The organism is Flavobacterium sp. CHNK8, assembly GCF_019774515.1.
Classification (GTDB): Bacteria; Bacteroidota; Bacteroidia; order Flavobacteriales; family Flavobacteriaceae; genus Flavobacterium; species Flavobacterium tiangeerense.
Window position 1 is genome coordinate 2,946,578 of record NZ_CP081492.1, and the last position, 21,350, is coordinate 2,967,927.

Below are 21,350 nucleotides of genomic sequence, written 5' to 3' on the forward strand. Positions count from 1 at the left end.
AAAAGACGCTAATCAAAGCGTCTTTTTTACTTTATTTTAAAAATTCTAAAACACTCGATGTAATGAATTCTATTTGTTCATCGTCCAATTCTGTGTGCATTGGTAAAGAAAGCACTTCTTTAACCAATTGATTGGTTGCCGGAAAATCTTCTTCTTTATACCTAGCATCAGCGTATGCTTTTTGCGAATGCAACGGAATAGGATAATAAATGGCACAAGGAATCCCTTTGTCTAACAAATGTTGCATCAAGCCATTTCTATCTGCATCGATAATTCGTAATGTATACTGATGAAAAACGTGACAGTCGCAAATATCACAAATGCTAGGTGCAATTATATTTTTGTGCCCTTCAAAAGCCGCAGAATATTTACGTGCTGCATCTTGTCTGGCTTTTCCGTATTGATCTAATAAAGGCAATTTAGCATTCAAAACTGCTGCTTGTATGCTGTCTAGTCTTGAGTTTACGCCCACAACATCGTGGTGGTATCGCTCGTACATACCATGATTTACTATTCCGCGTAGTTTGTGAGCCAAAGCATCATCATTGGTAAAAATAGCTCCACCATCACCATAACATCCTAAATTTTTAGAAGGAAAAAATGATGTCGCTCCTACGTGACCAATAGTTCCTGCTTTCTTTTTTGTACCGTCAGAGAATTTGCAATTAGCGCCAATCGCTTGCGCATTATCCTCTATCACATACAAATTATGTTCTTTGGCAATAGCCATAATCGCTTCCATATTGGCTGCACGTCCAAATAAATGAACCGGTACAATCGCTTTTGTTTTTGGAGTTATGGCTTTACGAATCCCATCAATAGAGATGTTCATGTTGTACATGTCTACATCTACTAATACGGGAGTTAGTTGCAACAAAGCGATTACCTCAACAGTAGCTGCAAAAGTAAAATCGGCAGTAATAACCTCATCACCAGGCTTTAAATCCAATCCCATCATTGCAATTTGCAAGGCATCAGTACCATTGGCACAAGGAATTACGTGCTTTACATCTAAATATTCCTCTAGTGATTTTTGAAATTCGTGTACTTTAGGTCCGTTGATATACGTATTAGTGTCTAAAACTTCTTGAATAGAAGCATCTACAACATCTTTTATTTTTTCATATTGACTTTTCAAGTCAACCATTTGGATTTTTTTCATTTCGATTTTCAGTTTAATGTTCGAAAGATAAGCTTGCCATTGCATTCTTGTTCCTTTCTTAAAACGAAGAACAAAAATAGCTATTTATGTCTTGATACCAATACAACGTTTCTTAAAAAACAGGGAATACAATAAAATAAACTGCGCTAACTTTAAAATTAAAAAAAATGATGCGTTAGAAATTCATTTAAAGAAAACGTATTTTAGCCCAAAATTTTTAACCATGCTTTTTATCTACAATTTATTAGTTTTATTTGCGAGTTTTCTTTTGAAGATTGTGGCACTTTTTAGTCCAAAAATGAAACTTTTTGTAGACGGCAGAAAAGGTGTTTCTACGCAACTTGAACAGCAAATAAAACTAAACGACAAAACCATTTGGTTTCATGCAGCATCACTAGGCGAATATGAGCAAGGCTTGCCCGTGATTGAAAAAATCAAGCAACAGTTTCCTGGTCATAAAATAGTACTTACTTTTTTTTCCCCATCAGGTTACGAAGTCCGAAAAAACAATGCTGTAGCTGATGTTACGGTTTATTTACCAATGGACACGAAGGATAATGCACAACAATTTCTTGAACTAGTTCATCCTGAAATGGTATTTTTTATCAAGTACGAATATTGGCCGAATTACTTAAATGAACTCAAAAAACGCGACATAAAAACGTATTTGATTTCTGGAATTTTAAGAGAAAATCAAGCCTTTTTTAAATGGTACGGAGGTTTTTATAGAAAAGCGCTCGATGCTTTTACTTACTTTTTTGTTCAAAATGAAAGTTCTAAAAAACTCTTGCAACAATTAGGTAAAAGCAATGTTATCGTATCTGGTGACACTCGTTTTGATCGTGTGGCTACCATTTTAGAAAAAGATAATACTCTGGATTTTATTGCTCAATTTAAGGATAACTCGGTTACAATTGTTGTGGGAAGTTCATGGCCAAAAGATGAAGATTTCATTGTAAACTTCCTTAACTCGACTGCTTTGAATGTGAAATTTATTATTGCTCCACACAATATTAAAGACTATCAAATTCAAAAACTCAAAAACAGCATCAGCCGAAAAACTGTTTTATTCTCTGAAAAAGAAAATAAAAACCTAGCGGATTATGACGTTTTTATCATTGACACCATTGGGATTTTGACCAAAATCTACGATTATGCCGATATTGCTTATGTGGGTGGAGGCTTTGGAAATCCTGGCGTGCACAATGTTTTAGAACCAGCTACTTTTGGTGTTCCAATTGTTATTGGCTCCAATTATTCGCATTTTGCAGAAGCAATCGCATTGGTTAACATGGAAGCGTGTACTGCCATAAACAACCAACAAGAACTGAATGAGGCTTTTGAAAATTTGATTCGAAATGAGGACATCCGCCACGAAAAAGGACATATGAGCAGCACTTTTGTACAAATGAACAAAGGCGCAACGCAAATGATTGTGAGTCGAATTTAAAACCGAATTAAAACCAAAAAAAATCGTTTTTTAATTCACCTGAACTTGTTGCGACTACAAACTGAGCTTGTCTTTAAAATTACTGGCTTGTCTTCGGGAAATTTCCACTTTGATATCTTTTGGAAGTTCTGCCAAAAGATTTCCGCTAAACCATGTTTCAATTTTACCAATGTATTGCACATTTACAATTTGGTTCCTATTGGCTCTAAAAAAATATTTCTCGGGAAGTTTTTCCTCAATTTGGTTTAATGATTTATTGATCGTAGCTTTTTCATTTTGAAAAAATACTTTGGTGTAATTGCCATCAACTTCAAATAAGTAAATATCTGAGATTTTAACCAACCAGCATTTTTCGCCATCTCTGATAAAAATCTGATTGTCTAAAGCTAGTTTCTTCTCATTTTTTTCGGCTCTTTCAATCAAATTGGTATTTACTTTTTCTATTGCTTGTGCAAACCTTTTTGGATTGATTGGTTTTAACAAATAATCGAGCGCATTGTATTCAAAAGACTTGATGGCATACTCATCAAAGGCGGTTGTAAAAACCGTAATAGGTACATTATCGAGCATTTCAAGCAAGGCAAAACCATCTTTTTCAGGCATGTTGATGTCCAGAAAAAGCAAGTCAGGCTGCGTGTTGTTGATCAGTTCAAAACCCAAATCTACGTTTTCGGCTTCACCAATTATTTGAATTTCAGGGTGATTTTTAATTAATTCTTTTAGCTCATTGCGGGCCAAACGAGAATCTTCGACTATGACAGCTTTTATTTTTTTCATCGGTTACTAAGAAATAGGTAATGTTATTTTAGCAATGACTTCATTTTCAACTTCATTTAGTGAGAAAGTAGCGCTGTCGCCATAAATCAATTGCAGTCTTCTTTGAATGTTTTTAAGACCTAATTGTGTAGTTCCTGTTTGTTGCGATAAATTACCTGTATTCTTAACTTGAATATGTAAATCGGTATTTTCTTTTTTGATATTCAATAGTAAAATGCCACCGTTTTTTAGTTGCGAAATTCCATGTTTTATAGCATTTTCAATCAACATTTGAATGATCATGGGCGGAATTGGCAATTTTAAAGTCTCCTCTTCAATTTCTGAAATAAATTGCAATCGATCTTCGAGTTGAATTTTTGAAATGGCGATAAAATTTTCAACCATTTCAATTTCTTCCTCAAGTGCAATGGTATTCACCTCGCTTTTTGTCAAAGAATATCGCAGCATTTCAGACAATCGTGTGATCATTTCCCTTGATTTCATTGGGTTTTCCAGAATCAAACCGCGAATATTGTTTAGACTGTTAAACATAAAATGCGGGTTAATTTGTCCTTTTAAAGCATTAATCTGTGACTCTTTGAGGGTAGACTCTAATTCTAACCGATTCATTTTATTGTCTTTTAGTAAGAAAATTGTTTTAATTACGGTGTAAGCAATCATCCATATAAAAAACAAAAATGCAACTGTCAACATAACAAGCGCACCAGCTTTTAGATTTTGGCTAGGATGATCGATAATCTCGGCTTTGTCGTAAACAAAAGTGGCCATCAAGTAATTATATCCATTAACGAACACAAAAAACAGAATGCTTGATACTAAAAAAACAAGCAATAACTTAAAAAAATCTTTCTTAGAAAAACTTTCAAAATCAATGTACTTTTTAAAAAAGTAACGAACTGCATAGGTTATCGAAAGTATTGCAACCGTATGAGAAAAATAATCTAAAAGGAGTTGCCATGTTTCGTATCCTAATACATTGCTTTTGGGATTTAGTATTGAAGGCAGAAATATAAATCCAAATATAATGGTCCAGATCACAATTTGAATGATCCAAAACGTATATTTTCTTTTTGATATTTTTTCTATTGAATTCGTTTTCATTGCTTTATTATGAAATTAGTGCTGTGAAGTACTCAGCAATCTTTATTACTGTAATCAAAATTAGTTTTACCATCATTTTGGGTTTTAAATTAAAATATTCCTTTTAAAACTTTTGGCGAAGTACAACTACTCCGCCAAAAGTAAACTTTTTCAAATTAATTTTTACTACTTCAAGTGTTGTGCAAAAAAGCCAAGCATTGATTTATAAAGCTCAATTTGATTTTCTTCTCTAAGAAAACCATGACCTTCATTGTACTTGACCATATAAGGAACTTCAAATCCTTTTTTGCGTAAAGCAGTCACAATTTGATCTGATTCTCCAATGTTAACCCTTGGATCATTTGCACCTTGAACTACAAACAAAGGCTTTTTGATTTTATCGACTTGATAAAAAGGCGATACCTCTTTGGCAATTTTAGCCTGTGCAGGATTGTCTAAATCATACCAAATTTTCTTTGTCGCTTCTGTATAAGGTTTCCAATATTCAGGAAAAGAACTAAAAAAAGTTTCAATGTTTGAAATTCCCACATAATCCACTCCACACGCATATAAATCAGGTGTTTTTACTAATCCCATCAAAGTAGCATATCCTCCGTGACTTGCACCATAAATAGCAATTTTATCTTTATTTATCCATCCCTGTGTCAATACATATTGCACCCCATCTTCAAGATCATCCATCACTTTACGTCCAATTTGACCATATCCTGCTTTCAAAAATTCTTTTCCGTATCCTCCTGAAATTCGGAAGTTTACATGTAAAGTAGCATAGCCACGACTCGCAAATAATTGTCCTTCTGGACTAAATCCCCAACTGTCTCTTAACGTTTGTGGGCCACCGTGCGGATTAACAATTAAAGGTACCTTTTTTCCTTCTAAAGCCTCTTTAGGCAAGGTGATATACCCGTAAATTAAAATTCCGTCACGACTTTTAAAAGAAATCGGCTTCATTACAGCCATATCTTTTTGTTCTAGTTTTGGCATCAAATCGAACATATAAGTTAATTTATTTAACTTTGAATCGTACTGATAATATTTCCCGTAAAATTTATCACTAGAAACAATGATCAACATTTTTTCTTCATCATCACTTTGGGAAACAATTGTAAATTGCGCATCCTTAAATTCCTTTTGTATGTTGTCGTATATCTTTTTAAAAGTTTTACTTATTGGGATGATGGTGTTTTTTTCTCCGTTAAAACCAACGTAGTCCACTTCAAAATTTCTTTTTTCAGAAAGCCCTAGAATATTAGAATCAAAGGTCGGGTTAGAATAAATTTCTTTAATCATCTTATTCTGCTTCAAATCATACAAAACAATTTGTGTTTTATCAGATTCTAAATTTGATATTACATAAGCATCATCTGGATTGGGCGTTTGGTAATTTAAAGAAACAAATGTGAAGGTTTCTGTAGATTCAAATTCTTTTAACAATTTAAAATCGTTAGCACCTGAAGGCTTATAGTAATACTGCATACTTATTCCATTAGCCACTCTTACAAAGCCTATTAGATTACCATCTTGATCAAAATTATAGACCAGTATTGGGTTTTTAAGATCCGTATTGGCATATAATCTTTCTATAGCTCCCGTTTTGGTATTGATTTTATAAGGTTCCTTAAGTTGCTTGTTTTCCTTATTCATAGAAACGATAATAAAATCTCTTTGATTTTTTAGTACCGTATTAATTTCTGCCTGTACACCGTCAAAAGGCGTCAAATCAATTGGAGCAGAACCGTCAATACCGGCAGAATAAACATGTATGTTTTCATTTCCTCCTTTATCCATTGCATAAATTAATCGCTCATTATTCAACCAAAAATACGTTTTGATGAGTTCTTCTTTTTCCTCTATTGTTAGCGAAACTTTGCCTGTTTTAATCTCCTTTACGTACACATTGGTTTTGCCGTTATCCATTTTTTGAAAATAAGACATGCGTAATCCGTCAGGTGATAATCTAAACGTTCTTGCTTTTGGTTTTGTGTAGAAATCTTCAACGGAATATTTGTAATTTCCATCGTCAAAAGAGGCTAATTTTTCTAGCGCTCCTTTAGACGAAGGCAATGAAATATCGCCAGGTTTCTTTGTTTCTGGTTGAGCTGTTTGTGCATTGACATTTGATAATCCCATTATTGCTAGCGCAAGTGCTATGATGTTTTTTTTCATGATTTCAATTGATTTGATTTTGATTGATTTTGATTGATTTTGATTGATTTTGATTGATGATCTATTTTCTAGACTATTATTAATTTCATTAAATAAACCAGCAAAACAACTATTATAAAACCAAAAACTGCTTTTATTATAATTAACCCTTTTTTTGAAATTTCTGTTTTCATACTTTTTTATTCCTGATTGATTGATTGATTGATTGATTGATTGATTGATTGATGATAGAATTGCTTACGCCAATTTGGTTTAGGCAATTAACATTTTAAGGTTCTGGCGCTTGGCGAGGTTGGGGATTATAGATGCGGGATTTTTCGGTTAAACACAAATTTTCCAAACACAAATCTATCCTTAAATTCAGCCCAAAACCCCAATCACGCCAAACGGCTGTTAGCGGTTCGGGCATTTTTTGTGCTTCTTTTGTCATTTTATCCTGCTGATACAAAAATTGTCATATAGTAATTTATGCAGTGCAATATTGTAAGTATTAATAATTCCTTATTGTCAAACTTGTCGAAGTTTTGGGTTGTTTCAATATTATAGTCATAGTTAAGTTTATTCCATTTAAAATCAGTTTCAGCAGCCATTAACTCTCTTTTGTCTGTGTCAATTAAAACAAACTTACTACTCAAAAGTCCGTTAAGTTTTAGTAAAAAAGTATCTTCTTTGTTATCAAAAAAGGTTTTGATAATTATTCCTTTCCAACCCATTTTAAATTCTAATAAAGCTTTTGTGCCGTCTTTTAACTCAATTTTAGAGTCCCAAAAACCTTTTGGTTCAAGTTGATATTTTGCACCGTCAGACATTAAAATTTCAGCGTTGAAAGAATACCATTTTTCATAAATTAGTTCCCCAATTTTCTGATTGTCAAATGTTAAATTGAAATTTTGAGAATTTATTGAGTTTGCCTTGTATTGTCCCATAGATGTTGATTGATTGATTGATTGATTGATTGATTGATTGATTGATGATAGAATTGCCTACGCCAATTTGAGTTTAGCCGATTAACATTTTAACTAGATAATACAGTGCAAAGCCTACTATAAAACCTAATACTGCTTTTACTACAACTAACCCTTTTTTTAAAATTTCTGTTCTCATTTTTATTTGTTTTAAATTGTTTTTATTTGTTTTGATTAGACAAATATAGAACGGCTTCTGCTGTTGTTTTGCCGAAAAATGACGAACGGTTGTAACGAAATGACGAACGGTTATGGCAAGACCAAATTCGATATTAACTACATTTACGCTACTAAATAGAACAATATGATTCACTTTAAACCAATAGATAAACAAGATGTAGATACTGTGAGTGCTTTGATGGTTGATTTTTACGCCATTGACGGTTATCCTATTGCTACAGAAAAGACAAAAGAATTACTAGATCAATTTATAGACAATCCAGAGTTAGGAAAAGCTTGGTTGATCTATAGCCAAGAGCAAGTGGTAGGTTACCTTATTCTAACCTTTGTGTTTAGTTTTGAATACAAAGGAAAAATTGCTTTTTTAGATGAATTATTCGTCACAGAAACAGCTCGAGGCAAAGGCATTGGCAGCAAAGCCATAGATTTTATAAAAGCCGAAAGCCCTAAATTATCGTTAAAACTGATCTATCTTGAGGTAGAACCACACAATACAAAAGCACAAAAATTGTATCTTGCCAGCGGTTTCGAAATGCATAATCGAAAATTAATGCGTCTTAAAACCGATTGAAATTGCTAATAAAATAATCAAACACGGACTTTTTAAAAGTTTTACTAAGCCGATTCGTTTTTAGAAACCTTTTCAAAGTTAGTTTTACTTTTAAAAATGAAGCGAATCTATTGAGCTAATAAAATGAGAACCAAAATATGTGAAATTTGCTCTATAGCAGCCGATACTATGTTTCGGGTTCAAATTAAAGCAGGAAAAAATTGGATTTTCGTTTGTCAATCTTGCTGCGAAAAATCAAAATCATTGCCCACTTACAGATATGGTGGCACGTGGAAAGGAAAACGCCACTAAAACACTTTTTAATTACATTATCGTTCCTATTAATAATCAATTTGTATCACACTTTTTTCAAACTAAATTATATACTAATGAAATTTTTAAAATTATTCTTATTACTATTTGTCATTCAAACACAAGCACAACAAGGCGGCATGTGGATTCCCTCTTTATTGAAAGGAATGAATGAAACCGAAATGAAGAATCTTGGCATGAAAATGTCAATCAAAGACATTTATGATGTAAATCAGTCTAGTATGAAAGACGCAGTGCCGCATTTTAATGGTGGCTGTACTTCTGAAGTGATTTCCCCAAAAGGCTTATTACTTACCAATCACCACTGCGGTTATTCTCAAATTCAATCGCACTCATCAGTTGAAAAAGATTATTTAGCTGATGGATTTTGGGCCTATAAAATGGAAGACGAATTACCAAACGAAAATTTGACTGTTACTTTTATGGTAAAAATTGAAGACGTAACTACGCAAATACTTGACGGTACAGCGACACTTGCAAACGAAGCCGACAAACAGAAAAAAATTCAAGAAAACATTACTCAATTGAGTGCCTCTTTCCCGAAAGAATCTTGGCAAGAAAACAAAATTCGTACTTTTTATGAAGGCAATCAATACTTACTTTTTGTAACAGAGACTTTTTCTGATGTTCGTTTGGTTGGAGCTCCGCCTACATCAATAGGGAAATTTGGGTCTGACACAGACAATTGGGTTTGGCCACGTCATACAGGGGATTTTTCATTGTTCCGAATTTATGCCGATAAAAATAATCGTCCCGCAAAATACTCCAAAGACAATGTGCCTTATACTCCAAAACACTTCTTACCTATTTCTCTTGACGGTGTAGCCGAAGATGATTTTACACTTGTTTTTGGTTATCCGGGAAAAACAAACGAATACCTACCATCTATAGCCATCGAACAAATTGTCAACGAACTTAATCCTGCAAAGATTGAAATTCGCGATAAAGCCTTAAAAGTAGCCGACGGATTCATGCGTAAAGACAATGCTATCAAGATTCAGTATGCCTCTAAATATGCTAGTATTGCTAACTATTGGAAAAAATGGATTGGCGAAACCCAAGGACTTCAAAAATCGAATGCTGTAGCAGTAAAAAGAGAGGCCGAAAAAGCTTTTCAGCAAAAAGTTACTAAAGCAGGTAAAGAAAAAGAATACGGTACACTTTTAGCTGATTTTGATAAAAACTATAAAGCAATTGCTCCTTACGCTCTAGCTAGAGATTACTTTATGGAAACCGTACAACGCAATACTGAACTATTGAGTACCGCCTTCAGATTGTATCAATTAGAACAAGTATACAAATCAAAAGGTGAACAAGCCTTTACAGATCGAAAAAACAATTTAGTTATAGGCTTGACTGATTTTTATAAAAACTTCAATGCTACCGTTGACGAAAAAGTTTTTGAACAATTGATAGCATTGTACGCTACAAAATCCCCAAAACAATTTTTACCGAAAAGTGTAGAAAATATTGACGCCAAAAGTCTAGCTACATCAATATACACCGATTCAAGATTAACTAGCTTCAACGGCTTAAAAGAAGTATTAACTGGAGACGCGCCAACCGTTTTAGCGAATTTAAATAAAGATCCTGGATATCTTTTAGCAAAAGAACTTGCAGATAGCTACAACACACTTGTAGCTCCTAAGTATGACGAAATCAACCAAACGATTACGGCATTGCAACGCATGTATATGAAGGCGCAATTAGAACTTAATACCGATAGTAGAATTTTCCCAGATGCAAACAGTACCTTACGTGTTACTTATGGAAAAGTAAAAGGCTACGAACCCAAAGATGCTACACTGTACACCCCAATAACGTATTTAGATGGTGTAATGGAAAAATACATTCCTGGTGACTACGAGTTTGATGTTCCAAAAAAACTGATCGATTTGTATCAAAAGAAAGACTATGGTGAGTATGCTGAAAACGGAAAAATACCAGTATGTTTCATAGGTACAAACCATACTACTGGAGGCAACTCAGGAAGCCCTGCTCTAGACGCTAGTGGTAACTTGATAGGTTTGAACTTTGACCGTGTTTGGGAAGGTACAATGAGTGATATCTATTACGACCCAAGTATCTGTAGAAACATCATGGTAGACATCCGCTATGTGCTCTTCATTATGGATAAATACGCTGGGGCGAAAAATCTAATCAATGAGTTGAAACTGGTACACCCAAAAAAAAGTAAAAAATTGACAACAAAAAAGTTAAACACAAAATAAAGTCAAATTTTGCTCAAAAATTAATAACAAGAAAAACACCGTTTGTTTTATTAAAATTGGCACAAAAATTGTAATCAAATACAGTGTTGGTAAAAAGTATATTATTTTTCAAAAAAAAAATAAAAAAATATTTTACATATTAAAAAATTTATATCTTTGCCACGAATTAATAATTAACCTTTATATTAAATTAAGATGAAAAAAGTATTTTTAAGTTTAGCTGCTGTTGCTGTATTAACTGTTGTTTCTTGTAAAAAAGCTGATGCTCCTGCTGAGGATGCTGCTGCTGTAGTTGATTCTGCTGCTGCTGTTGTTGATTCTGCTGCTGCTGTAGTTGATTCTGCTGCAACTGTTGTTGATTCTGCTGCTGCTACTGCTACTGAAGCTGCTGAAGTTGCTACTGAAGCTGCAAAAAAATAATTAGAACTCAATTCTAAAAATTTTAAGAGCCATCCGCCTTGCGAGATGGCTTTTTTATTGGAGTACAGTCATAATTAAAAAGAGCGCTTGATTTGATTCCAAGCGCTCTTTTTTAGTTTACAATATTTAGTTTAATCTTCTAAAAATATCAAATCATTCGACGTAAAATCTAACGTCTCAGATACCGATGCGTAGCGTACAATTTCATCAATACCTTTCTGAAGACGCAAGGACGTGGTATACTTTCTACTTGTTGCAAAATGACTCCCCTCAAGCATGAGCTTAAAATAAAATTTACCAGACGTAGATTTGAACTTTAAAAAATCAGCAGTATCACTTTTAAGTTTAAATTGCTCAATGGCTTCCTCACATTCAAACTTCAACTCATAACTCAAACTTGTAAAAACTACCTTCCCTTTTCTAGAAGTAAAAACAAATTTATACTCCTCATTATACCGCTTACTAATTACAAAAGCACCCATACATATTATTAAAAAGATAAAAAACAATTAACCCACTAACAACTAAAACCACAGATAATCAGCAATAAAAAAAGGTCATAAAAAAAGCCCCTTCAAACGAAGGAGCTTTGTACTCAGAGCGGGACTTGAACCCGCACGAACATTGCTGTTCACTGGATTTTAAGTCCAGCGTGTCTACCAATTTCACCATCCGAGCATTAAGAGGTGTTTGAGCGAAAAACGGGGCTCGAACCCGCGACCTCGACCTTGGCAAGGTCGCGCTCTACCAACTGAGCTATTTTCGCATTTTGCATTTAAAAGAACCACAACACTTGTTCTGTATTGCGGATGCAAATTTAAGACATTTATTGGATTAAACAAGTCTTTTTTACAAAAAAATCAAACAAAAAAGATAACAATCTGATAATGTGCTACTAAAAAATTAAATTATTTCCGAGTCAACATTCTTTTAATTTCATTGAGTTTCATTAACGCCTCCATAGGCGTTATGGTATTAATATCAAGACTAATGATCTCTTCTTTTATTTCTTCAAGTAAAGGATCGTCAAGGTTAAAGAAACTCATTTGCATTGGCTCCTCCGGTTCTCCTTTTAGTATTGATCCCTGCTTTGAGGTTTTAGTACCATTTAAGGCATCACTAGAATGGTTACGCTCTAATTTCTTGAGTAGTTTTTGGGCTTTTAAAATCACTATTTGAGGCATTCCAGCCATTTTGGCTACATGAATCCCAAAACTGTGTGCACTTCCTCCTTTTACTAATTTTCGAATAAAAAGAACATTGTCTTTTAATTCTTTGACAGCCACATTGTAATTTTGTATGCGTGTTAATGACTCACTCATTTCATTCAATTCATGGTAATGCGTAGCAAATAAAGTTTTGGGCTGAGATGGGTGTTCGTGTAAAAATTCGGCTATGGCCCAAGCAATCGAAATTCCGTCATAGGTGCTGGTTCCTCGACCAATTTCATCTAATAGAACTAAACTTCGATCTGAAATATTATTCAAGATAGATGCCGTTTCATTCATTTCAACCATAAAAGTAGACTCACCCATAGAGATGTTATCACTTGCCCCTACTCTTGTAAAAATTTTATCTACAATTCCCATTCGTAAACTTTCGGCAGGGACAAAACTTCCCATTTGCGCCAAAAGTACAATTAAGGCGGTTTGTCTTAATATTGCTGATTTACCAGACATGTTAGGCCCTGTGATCATTATTAATTGCTGTGTCTCTCTATCCAAAAAAACATCATTTGCAATATAAGGCGTACCTACAGGCAATTGTTTTTCTATCACTGGATGTCTTCCGTTTTTGATATCCAATTCAAAACTATCATCAAGTTCAGGACAAACATACTTATTCTCAACAGCTAACTGAGTAAATGAGCACAAGCAATCAAGTTGTGCAATTAAATTAGCATTCATTTGAACTGGTTTGATGTAAGTTGCAATCCAGCTGACCAATTGTTCAAATAATTCGACTTCTATTTTATGAATTTTTTCTTCGGCGCCTAAGATTTTTGTTTCGTACTCTTTTAGTTCTTCCGTAATATACCGTTCTGCATTGACTAATGTTTGTTTCCTGATCCATTCCACAGGCACTTTGTCTTTGTGCATATTACGCACTTCAATATAGTAGCCAAAAACGTTATTGAATGAGATTTTCAACGATGAAATCCCCGTTGCCTGTGATTCGCGTTTTTCAATACCCTCTAGAAATTCTTTGCCAGAAGTTGAAATGGCTCTCAACTCGTCTAGCTCAGCATGAACTCCTGGCGCAATAGCATTTCCTTTAGCAATAGCCACAGGAGCATCTTGATTTAAAACGGATTTAATTTTTTCGCGAAGCAAATCGCAACTATGTAAGCTATCCCCTATTACTTTTACTGCTTCTTGCTGACTTTGTAAAGCAAGTGTTTTTATGGGAATTATGGCATCTAGAGATTCTTTCAAGTAAATCACTTCTCGTGGCGAAACTTTACCAGCAGCAATTTTAGAAATTAACCGTTCTAAGTCGGATATTTGTTTGATTTGGTTTTGAATGTTCTTCAAAACACTCTGATTCTCTTTTAGATAAGAAACCACTTGATGCCTGCCTTTTATTTTATGACTGTCTTTTAGAGGTAAAGCTAGCCATCTTTTTAGTAGCCTTCCACCCATTGGCGAAAGCGTATTATCAATCACATCAAGCAAGGTCACCGCATTTGGATTGTAACTATGATACAGCTCTAAGTTGCGAATCGTAAAACGATCCATCCATACATAAGCATCCTCAGCAATACGCTGTATGGAAGTTATGTGTTGCACCTTATTGTGTTGCGTTTCGGACAAATAATACAATATGGCTCCAGATGCAATGATACCTTCGTTCAAATCTTCAATACCAAAACCTTTTAAAGAAACGGTTTGAAAATGTTTTGTAAGCGTTTCAAAGGCATAATCTTCCTTGAAAACCCAATCTTCCAGATAAAAATTATGAAAGTCTTCGCCAAAAGCTTCTTTAAATTCCCCTTTTTTATTTTTTGGAATCAAAACTTCACTTGGACTAAAATTTTGAAGCAACTTATCTATATATTCGGCGTTGCCTTGAGCGGTTAAAAACTCTCCTGTTGAAACATCCAGAAAAGAGATCCCTATGATTTTATTGGCAAAATAAATTGCCGCAAGAAAATTGTTTGTTTTAGATTGCAAAACCTCATCGTTCATTGAAACTCCAGGCGTGACGAGTTCCGTAACACCACGTTTTACAATGGTTTTGGTCATTTTAGGATCTTCGAGCTGATCGCAAATTGCTACACGCAAACCTGCTTTGACAAGCTTAGGCAAATAGGTATTCAAGGAATGATGCGGGAAACCTGCCAAGGCAGTTTCTCCTTCGGATCCTGCGCCACGCTTGGTCAAAACAATTCCAAGAATTTTTGAGGCTCGAACCGCATCTTCGCCAAAGGTTTCATAAAAATCACCCACACGAAATAGCAAGCAAGCATCAGGGTACTTTCTTTTTATCTCGTTGTATTGTTTCATCAATGGTGTTTCCTTGACTATTTTATCTTTTGACGCCACTTTTCTTGAGGTATTTGGTAATTAAAATTTAGGCGAATTTATAGATTTTTAAACAAAATTGAACGCAATTCAAACTAAAGTATTCATTTTAATATAATTTTTAGATGTAACATATAATTTTTTATTTAAATTTGTACTTACAATTAAACATTATACTGACATGAAAAAAATAATTGCTTTAGCTATGCTAGTTACCTTTGGGATAACAGGTATGAACGCACAAGAAACTACAAAAAAATTGAAAGCTGTAAAAGCTAAAATTGCTACTACGAAAGTAAATGGAGCAGGAATGCTTTTTGCAAGTGAAACCATTGATTATGGTACTGTTGCTCACAACTCTGATGGAAGAAGAGAATTTGTATTTACAAATAACGGAAACAAACCATTGATCATTACAAATGCTCAAGGATCATGTGGTTGTACGGTTCCTACTTACCCTAAAGAGCCTATTGCTCCTGGAGCAAAAGGAGTTATTGGAGTGAAATATGACACTTCAAGAGGAGGACAGCCGTTTACAAAAACAATTACGTTAACATCAAACGCAGTTGTTCCTACTAAAACACTTACTATCAAAGGAAACGTTTTAGCAGCTGAAACATCAAAAAGTTAATTCTTTTTACAACAAATACTCTTAAGCTTCCTTTAAAATTGGAAGCTTTTTTTTTGAATAATTCCACACCATGAGAAAGTTAGAAAACAGTGAACTCGAACGTAAATCAATTGAAACCTTTAAAAAATCTACAAAAACACCCCTGATATTGGTGTTAGATGATATTAGAAGTTTGCACAATATAGGATCTGTGTTTCGTACCGCAGATGCTTTTTTAATTGAAAAAATTTATTTGTGCGGCATTACAGCCACTCCTCCTAACAAAGAAATTCATAAAACAGCACTTGGCGCTACAGACACTGTTGCGTGGGAACATTATGATAGTGTCTTAGAAGTTATAGAGAAATTAAACATTGAAAATGTGATTACTCTAGCTATTGAACAAGTAGAGCATGCTGTTTTTCTTCAAAATTTTAAAGTTGAAAAAGATAAAAAATACGCTTTAGTCTTTGGTAACGAAGTTCATGGCGTTTCACAAGAAGCTGTGGCATTATGTACTGGTTGTATTGAAATTCCTCAGTTAGGAACAAAACATTCCTTAAACATATCTGTAAGTGCTGGAATTGTAGTTTGGGATTTATTTAAACAGTTCCAGTATTGATTTTTTATAGTTAGATTTCTCAAATGCTGTAAACTGTAGCACTGGATTTTTTTTATAATTAGCAACTATTTGTAATTAAGTCTATTTTTAATAACTGAAATATCCCCCGCTACTACTTTTCTTTTTTTATCTTTTCTTAATTACGATTTGGGTGTACCCGTTCAACAATTCTTTAAAATAAAAAGGGGGATGCACTGAATTGTTTGAGTTTTACTATTTTGAATAGTGTTATTCAATAACAAACAACCCTTATTTAGAACCATTTAAGGCATTTACGTTCATATAAGTTAGATAAAATAGAGGTCTTAATTTATCACATGCCTTTTACTATCTCTAAAAGAACTAAATAATAGATTTAATTTTTACAATTATTTTCTTTTATTTTAAGACCTAGCATACCTTGTAGGGTTGTTTTTTTGCTTGTGTGATTACCTACATAGTTAAGGGTAGTACTTTTAAAATTTTATATTACGTTTTAATAATGGCAATCTGTTTTATATAATATCCAAAGAAATTATAAGTTAAATATCTTAAAAAGAAAAAATCACCCCACTAATCTTTCAACTCCTTTATCAATTGTTTCAAATCAGCTATTATTTCATCCTTTTCCTTTAACCTAATTTCGTATTGTTCTATAAGTTTATCCGAAAGTTGATTGATAACCAAACCATTGTTATCTCCTTTTTTGTTTTTTTGATGAAATGAAAATCCTTCTTCTTTTAAAAGGTCTATTACCTCCATTTCATAAATTTCGGCGACTTTTTGTATGATTTTGAGGTCAATTTTTCCCTTGTTATTTTCTAAATTTGAGTATGATGCTTGTGGAATAGTTAGTAAGTCGGCTATTTTTTCCTGCGTGATTCCTCTCTCTGCACGTAAGGTTCTTAATTTTTTTCCTATTTCCATTATTTAGTTTTGAACAAATTTAGTTTTAATTGCTTGATAAAATATAATGCAATATAATAATTTATGCCGCATTATAGTAAACAGGTTAAAGTATTTTCTTTTTATTTGTAAGACTATAAGCATTAAAATACTACATATATATTATGAAGACAAAAATTACATTCAACGACATTCCAAATGCTATCGATCGTAACGAAATGAAAGAGTTTATGGGTGGTGCAGGTGAGCTTACCATTTATAACAACAATAGTTCTTTTTATTCAGGCTTAGGGCCTTTACCTGTAGTTTATGAAGGTGGAGGTACGGGCAATTATAGTAACCCATTTGCAAATCATTTTGTAGGTTTGGGACATGGTTTTGCATGGACTCAATTTGGTGCTCAAGCAAATTCTAATTCTTCTAGTAGTGCTTGGCAAGCTACTTCAAATGGTATGGCAACTAGTGATCCAGAAGCGATAAAACAATTCTTTACATTAATGTCTTCTTCTCAACAACCAAAATCAGACTGTGTTTTTCAAACTATGGGATTCATGAGTGCAATGTACGGTACTCCGTCTCGTGATAGCAAATTTTATGAAGATGCTTATAATAAGTTGTATGGTACTGCTGACAACAGTACACCTGCGGCAAATGGTGTTCTTCCTGAAAACATGGTGGACTTTATGGGTAGATTTTTTGGTACTAATAATTTAAATGAAACCGTACCAAATAATATAGCTGACTGGATTAATCTATGTGGAAATCCTACAGGTGATAACCAATTAATGGGGGTTTATAGAACACCATCTGGTGGCTTACATGCAGTAACGGTTCAAGATAGTAATGGAAATTATTATAACATTTACGATCCTCAGAATAATGTATCTCAACCAATACAAAATTCTTGCATGGAACAGTACTATGGAGTAAGTGGGCAGTGCCTTGAATAAGAATAATTAATAAAACTACAATGATGAAGAATGATATCTTTCGAAAAAATATTTATCTACTAGGGATGTTTTTGAGCTGCTTTTTCTGCTTTAATTATACACATGCTCAATCGAATGTTGATGAAGATGCCGAATTGTACTTGAATAAATGCATGTTAAGCTACTTTGAACCTAAAAATTATTACTCAATTAAATCAGTCGGTGATTGTTCGTCTATCCACCCAGATTTTCACCAAGGAGCTTTTTTCATTACTTTGATAAATAAAGAAAACCAAATTAGGATTGCAATTAGCATGATTGACTACCCAAAACCTACAAATAAAATCAATAAATATTTAATAGCTAATGTAGATATGAATCATTTTTCAGAGAAAGCAGTTGCTGCACAAATCGACACTACTTTGTCAAAAATGATGGATATAGAAGCGCTTCATTTAAAAAAAATGAATGCGGATCGAGGGATTATTTACAACATAAAAGTTGATGGAAAGTATTTAGGAATATACCCCAGATGTAAGAAAATAGAAGTCTACAAAGACAATACCGCTAGAGTTGAATTGTTGTTTTTTTATAAGGAAAATCAAGAAAATCAGGTCAGAGATGAAATAGAAAAGACATGGGGGATGTTGAGGTTTAAGTAAGGATTACTAAACCAAGTTTTACAAATCATAAAGAGTCGATTTAACAGGTATAGCGCCTGAAGGCTTACATTCAGTAACCGTTCAAGGTATTAATGGAAATTACAACAACATTTACGATCCTCAAAACTATAATCCTCAAAATAATTCTCCACAAATAGAAAATTCTCGAATGAAACAGTATTATGGAGTAAGTGAGCAATGTCTTGATTAAGAATAATGAATAAAACCATGGGGATGAAAAATAATATCATTTTAAAAAATATTTATATACTGGGTCTTTGCTTGAACTTTTTTTTGTGCTTTAACACAGTTTATTCACAATCCTTTGCCGATCAGAGCATCGAATTTGAATTGAATAAATGCCAATTAACATTTAGTAAACCAGAAAATTATTTTAGAATTGAAGCACCCTCAGGTTATTTTTCTATACATCCAGATTTCAATCAAGGTGGCGCTAATTTTTCTTTGATTAATAAAGAAAGTGAGACCATGACTTCAATTACCATGATTGCATACCCAAAACCTATTAATAAAATCACTAAGTATTTAATAGCCAAGGGCGAAATGAATAATTTTTCACCAAAAGCAGTTGCTGCACAAATCGACACTACTTTGTCAAAAATGATGGATGTAGAAGCGCTTCATTTAAAAAAAATGAATGCGGATCGAGGGATTATTTACAACATAAAAGTTGATGGAAAGTATTTAGGAATATACCCTAGATGTAAGAAAATTGAAGTCTATAAAGATAACATTGCTAGAGTTGAATTGTTGTTTTTTTATAAGGAAAATCAAGAAAATCAGGTCAAAGAAGAAATAGAAAAATCATGGGGTATGTTGAGGTTTAAGTAAGGATTACTAAACCAAGTTTTACAAATCATAAAGAGTCGATTTAACAGGTATAGCGCCTGAAGACTTACATTCAGCAACCGTTCAAGATATCAATGGAAATTACAACAACATTTACGATCCTCAAAAAAATGTATCTCAACCAATACAAAATTCTCGAATGAAACAGTATTATGGAGTAAGTGAGCAATGTCTTGATTAAGAATAATGAATAAAACTATGGGGATTAAAAATAATATCATTTTAAAAAATATTTATATACTGGGTCTTTGCTTCAACTTTTTTTTGTGCTTTAACACCGTGTATTCACAATCTTTTGCTGATGAAAGCATCGAATACGAATTAAATAAATGCCAATTAACATTTAGTAAACCGGAAAATTATTTTAGAATTAAATCCCCCTCAGGTTATTTTTCTATACATGCAGATTTTGACCAGGGAGATTCTAACTTTTCTTTGATTAATGAAGAAAATGAAACTATGATTACAATTACCATGATTGCATACCCAAAACCTATTAATAAAATCACTAAGTATTTAATAGCCAAGGGCGAAATGAATAATTTTTCACCAAAAGCAGTTGCTGCACAAATCGACACTACTTTGTCAAAAATGATGGATATAGAAGCACTCTATTTAAAAAAAATGAATGCGGATCGAGGGATTATTTACAACATAAAAGTTGATGGAAAGTATTTAGGAATATACCCTAGATGTAAGAAAATTGAAGTCTATAAAGATAACATTGCTAGAGTTGAATTGTTGTTTTTTTATAAGGAAAATCAAGAAAATCAGGTCAAAGAAGAAATAGAAAAATCATGGGGTATATTGAGGTTTAAGTCTTAAATGCTGTTTTTTTCAATAAAAAAAATATATGACAATGAATAAAATTAAATATTTAATAACGGGCTTTTGTTTTGTTGTTTTAACTTCTTTTTCCTCGGACAATTTACCGAAACAATTTACCGACTTACTCAACATTACGAAAATGACTTTTGATCAACCAGATCAATATTCCGAAACACCGGTAATTGAGAACCCACAAATGAATTATGAATATGCCATTATAAACAATGCCAAAGACTTTGAAATTCGCTATGCCATTAGACCATTGGACGAGAGGATCAAAAATCATAACGAGCGAGAAAAGAATAAAAAACCAGGCGATATAAATATTCACCCCAATAAATTACATACTGCAACTTTTCAAGCAGTCGTTTTTAATGTTTCGGGTGGCAAATTTCCAAAAATTGGCGAGTTTGAACCTGAATCAGTGAAGAAAGAATTCAATGCTGATTGGGGAGCATTAACAATGGTTGAAGTTGGAAAAGAATTTGGAACAGACTATAAATATTGCTTATTAATTACCATTCACAAGGATGATGTAGCAGATGCGTATTTTTTTTATTTGTCCAATACAAAAGAGGATATTACTAAAAATATGCAAGCCCCATTTCATGCTTTAAGATTTAAATAAAATCTACCTATGAGGAGGACTATACTAACATTTAAACCCAAATTAAAATGAATATCTATAATTTTATTTTTTGTTATTTTTATCAAAAAAATGGTACCGATATCGGAGGAAGAATATTTGGAAGTGGAATGTTGTTTTTTACAATTATGATGCATTTTTTTTTGTTAGATGAAGTAATAATGATCATGACTAATAAAAAGATCTTTGCTTTTTTTACAGCCATAAGACAAGACAATAAGTTTCTATTTCCTGGATTGATGATATCTACTCTCTTTTTTTTTTATAGCAGTAAAAGAATGTTGATTTTAATGAAACATTTTGAAGAAAGAGATGAAGACATTCAACGCGGAGATACAAATAGAATTATTTTATATATCGTTGTACCATTTATTTTAGCGATTGTAGCTGTAGCGATAAGACAAAAAATTTATGGTGTTTAAACCCGAATTAAAAGTTG

At 33.1% G+C, this 21,350-nt stretch carries 20 protein-coding genes and 2 tRNA genes; 12 read left to right on the forward strand and 10 right to left on the reverse strand.

The window, feature by feature from the left end; all coding sequences use genetic code 11:
* Nucleotides 1-31: 31 nt before the first annotated feature.
* Entirely contained in the window at nucleotides 32-1,162 is a 1,131-nt protein-coding gene (locus K5V07_RS12810; RefSeq protein WP_221917778.1) for a DegT/DnrJ/EryC1/StrS aminotransferase family protein, read from the reverse strand.
* A 223-nt stretch (nucleotides 1,163-1,385) separates the two neighbouring features.
* Between K5V07_RS12810 and K5V07_RS12815 the strand changes: the two genes are divergently transcribed.
* A complete protein-coding gene (locus K5V07_RS12815) occupies nucleotides 1,386-2,612 on the forward strand; it encodes a 3-deoxy-D-manno-octulosonic acid transferase (protein ID WP_221917779.1) in 1,227 nt (408 codons plus the stop codon).
* Between the two features lie 54 nt (nucleotides 2,613-2,666).
* Here the strand turns inward: K5V07_RS12815 and K5V07_RS12820 are convergent, their stop codons facing one another.
* From K5V07_RS12820 to K5V07_RS12835, 4 genes are all read right to left on the reverse strand, one after another.
* Nucleotides 2,667-3,389, reverse strand: a complete 723-nt coding sequence (locus tag K5V07_RS12820) for a LytTR family DNA-binding domain-containing protein (protein WP_086453683.1) — start codon at nucleotides 3,387-3,389, stop codon at nucleotides 2,667-2,669.
* A 6-nt stretch (nucleotides 3,390-3,395) separates the two neighbouring features.
* The gene (locus tag K5V07_RS12825; RefSeq protein WP_221917780.1) at nucleotides 3,396-4,490 is read right to left on the reverse strand and encodes a sensor histidine kinase; all 1,095 of its coding nucleotides are present in this window, start codon (nucleotides 4,488-4,490) and stop codon (nucleotides 3,396-3,398) included.
* Between the two features lie 165 nt (nucleotides 4,491-4,655).
* The gene (locus K5V07_RS12830) at nucleotides 4,656-6,656 is read right to left on the reverse strand and encodes a S9 family peptidase (protein WP_221917781.1); all 2,001 of its coding nucleotides are present in this window, start codon (nucleotides 6,654-6,656) and stop codon (nucleotides 4,656-4,658) included.
* A gap of 431 nt (nucleotides 6,657-7,087) precedes the next feature.
* Nucleotides 7,088-7,582, reverse strand: coding sequence for a hypothetical protein (locus K5V07_RS12835; RefSeq protein WP_221917782.1), 495 nt, complete (start codon nucleotides 7,580-7,582; stop codon nucleotides 7,088-7,090).
* Between the two features lie 343 nt (nucleotides 7,583-7,925).
* Between K5V07_RS12835 and K5V07_RS12840 the strand changes: the two genes are divergently transcribed.
* The 3 genes from K5V07_RS12840 to K5V07_RS12850 all read left to right on the forward strand — a co-directional run bounded on the left by K5V07_RS12840 (nucleotide 7,926) and on the right by K5V07_RS12850 (nucleotide 11,335).
* Complete coding sequence (locus K5V07_RS12840) at nucleotides 7,926-8,372, forward strand: GNAT family N-acetyltransferase (protein WP_144889437.1); 447 nt, start codon at nucleotides 7,926-7,928, stop codon at nucleotides 8,370-8,372.
* A 368-nt stretch (nucleotides 8,373-8,740) separates the two neighbouring features.
* Nucleotides 8,741-10,915, forward strand: coding sequence for a S46 family peptidase (locus tag K5V07_RS12845; RefSeq protein WP_221917783.1), 2,175 nt, complete (start codon nucleotides 8,741-8,743; stop codon nucleotides 10,913-10,915).
* 195 nt (nucleotides 10,916-11,110) lie between these two features.
* Nucleotides 11,111-11,335: a hypothetical protein gene (locus K5V07_RS12850; protein WP_086455137.1), complete on the forward strand. Its 225-nt coding sequence runs from the start codon at nucleotides 11,111-11,113 to the stop codon at nucleotides 11,333-11,335.
* A gap of 131 nt (nucleotides 11,336-11,466) precedes the next feature.
* Here the strand turns inward: K5V07_RS12850 and K5V07_RS12855 are convergent, their stop codons facing one another.
* The 4 genes from K5V07_RS12855 to mutS all read right to left on the reverse strand — a co-directional run bounded on the left by K5V07_RS12855 (nucleotide 11,467) and on the right by mutS (nucleotide 14,880).
* Entirely contained in the window at nucleotides 11,467-11,817 is a 351-nt protein-coding gene (locus tag K5V07_RS12855; RefSeq protein WP_221917784.1) for a DUF1508 domain-containing protein, read from the reverse strand.
* A 110-nt stretch (nucleotides 11,818-11,927) separates the two neighbouring features.
* Nucleotides 11,928-12,013: transfer RNA gene (locus K5V07_RS12860), tRNA-Leu, on the reverse strand.
* A 15-nt stretch (nucleotides 12,014-12,028) separates the two neighbouring features.
* Nucleotides 12,029-12,101 (reverse strand) — tRNA-Gly (locus K5V07_RS12865).
* 142 nt (nucleotides 12,102-12,243) lie between these two features.
* Nucleotides 12,244-14,880 (reverse strand): DNA mismatch repair protein MutS, encoded by a 2,637-nt coding sequence (mutS, locus tag K5V07_RS12870; RefSeq protein WP_221917785.1) that lies wholly within the window; start codon nucleotides 14,878-14,880, stop codon nucleotides 12,244-12,246.
* A 160-nt stretch (nucleotides 14,881-15,040) separates the two neighbouring features.
* Between mutS and K5V07_RS12875 the strand changes: the two genes are divergently transcribed.
* The gene (locus K5V07_RS12875) at nucleotides 15,041-15,490 is read left to right on the forward strand and encodes a DUF1573 domain-containing protein (RefSeq protein WP_221917786.1); all 450 of its coding nucleotides are present in this window, start codon (nucleotides 15,041-15,043) and stop codon (nucleotides 15,488-15,490) included.
* Nucleotides 15,491-15,560: 70 nt separating this feature from the next.
* Entirely contained in the window at nucleotides 15,561-16,091 is a 531-nt protein-coding gene (locus tag K5V07_RS12880; protein ID WP_221917787.1) for an RNA methyltransferase, read from the forward strand.
* A gap of 552 nt (nucleotides 16,092-16,643) precedes the next feature.
* Here the strand turns inward: K5V07_RS12880 and K5V07_RS12885 are convergent.
* Nucleotides 16,644-16,997, reverse strand: a complete 354-nt coding sequence (locus tag K5V07_RS12885; protein WP_221917788.1) for a helix-turn-helix domain-containing protein — start codon at nucleotides 16,995-16,997, stop codon at nucleotides 16,644-16,646.
* 143 nt (nucleotides 16,998-17,140) lie between these two features.
* Between K5V07_RS12885 and K5V07_RS12890 the strand changes: the two genes are divergently transcribed.
* From K5V07_RS12890 to K5V07_RS12915, 6 genes are all read left to right on the forward strand, one after another.
* Nucleotides 17,141-17,926: a hypothetical protein gene (locus K5V07_RS12890; RefSeq protein WP_221917789.1), complete on the forward strand. Its 786-nt coding sequence runs from the start codon at nucleotides 17,141-17,143 to the stop codon at nucleotides 17,924-17,926.
* Between the two features lie 20 nt (nucleotides 17,927-17,946).
* Nucleotides 17,947-18,567 carry a hypothetical protein gene (locus K5V07_RS12895; RefSeq protein WP_221917790.1) on the forward strand — a complete coding sequence of 207 codons (621 nt, stop codon included), beginning with the start codon at nucleotides 17,947-17,949 and terminating at the stop codon, nucleotides 18,565-18,567.
* Between the two features lie 234 nt (nucleotides 18,568-18,801).
* A complete protein-coding gene (locus K5V07_RS12900; protein WP_221917791.1) occupies nucleotides 18,802-19,419 on the forward strand; it encodes a hypothetical protein in 618 nt (205 codons plus the stop codon).
* 204 nt (nucleotides 19,420-19,623) lie between these two features.
* Nucleotides 19,624-20,262, forward strand: coding sequence for a hypothetical protein (locus tag K5V07_RS12905; protein ID WP_221917792.1), 639 nt, complete (start codon nucleotides 19,624-19,626; stop codon nucleotides 20,260-20,262).
* A 34-nt stretch (nucleotides 20,263-20,296) separates the two neighbouring features.
* Entirely contained in the window at nucleotides 20,297-20,893 is a 597-nt protein-coding gene (locus tag K5V07_RS12910) for a hypothetical protein (RefSeq protein WP_221917793.1), read from the forward strand.
* A 47-nt stretch (nucleotides 20,894-20,940) separates the two neighbouring features.
* Nucleotides 20,941-21,333 carry a hypothetical protein gene (locus K5V07_RS12915; protein WP_221917794.1) on the forward strand — a complete coding sequence of 131 codons (393 nt, stop codon included), beginning with the start codon at nucleotides 20,941-20,943 and terminating at the stop codon, nucleotides 21,331-21,333.
* Nucleotides 21,334-21,350: the final 17 nt, after the last annotated feature.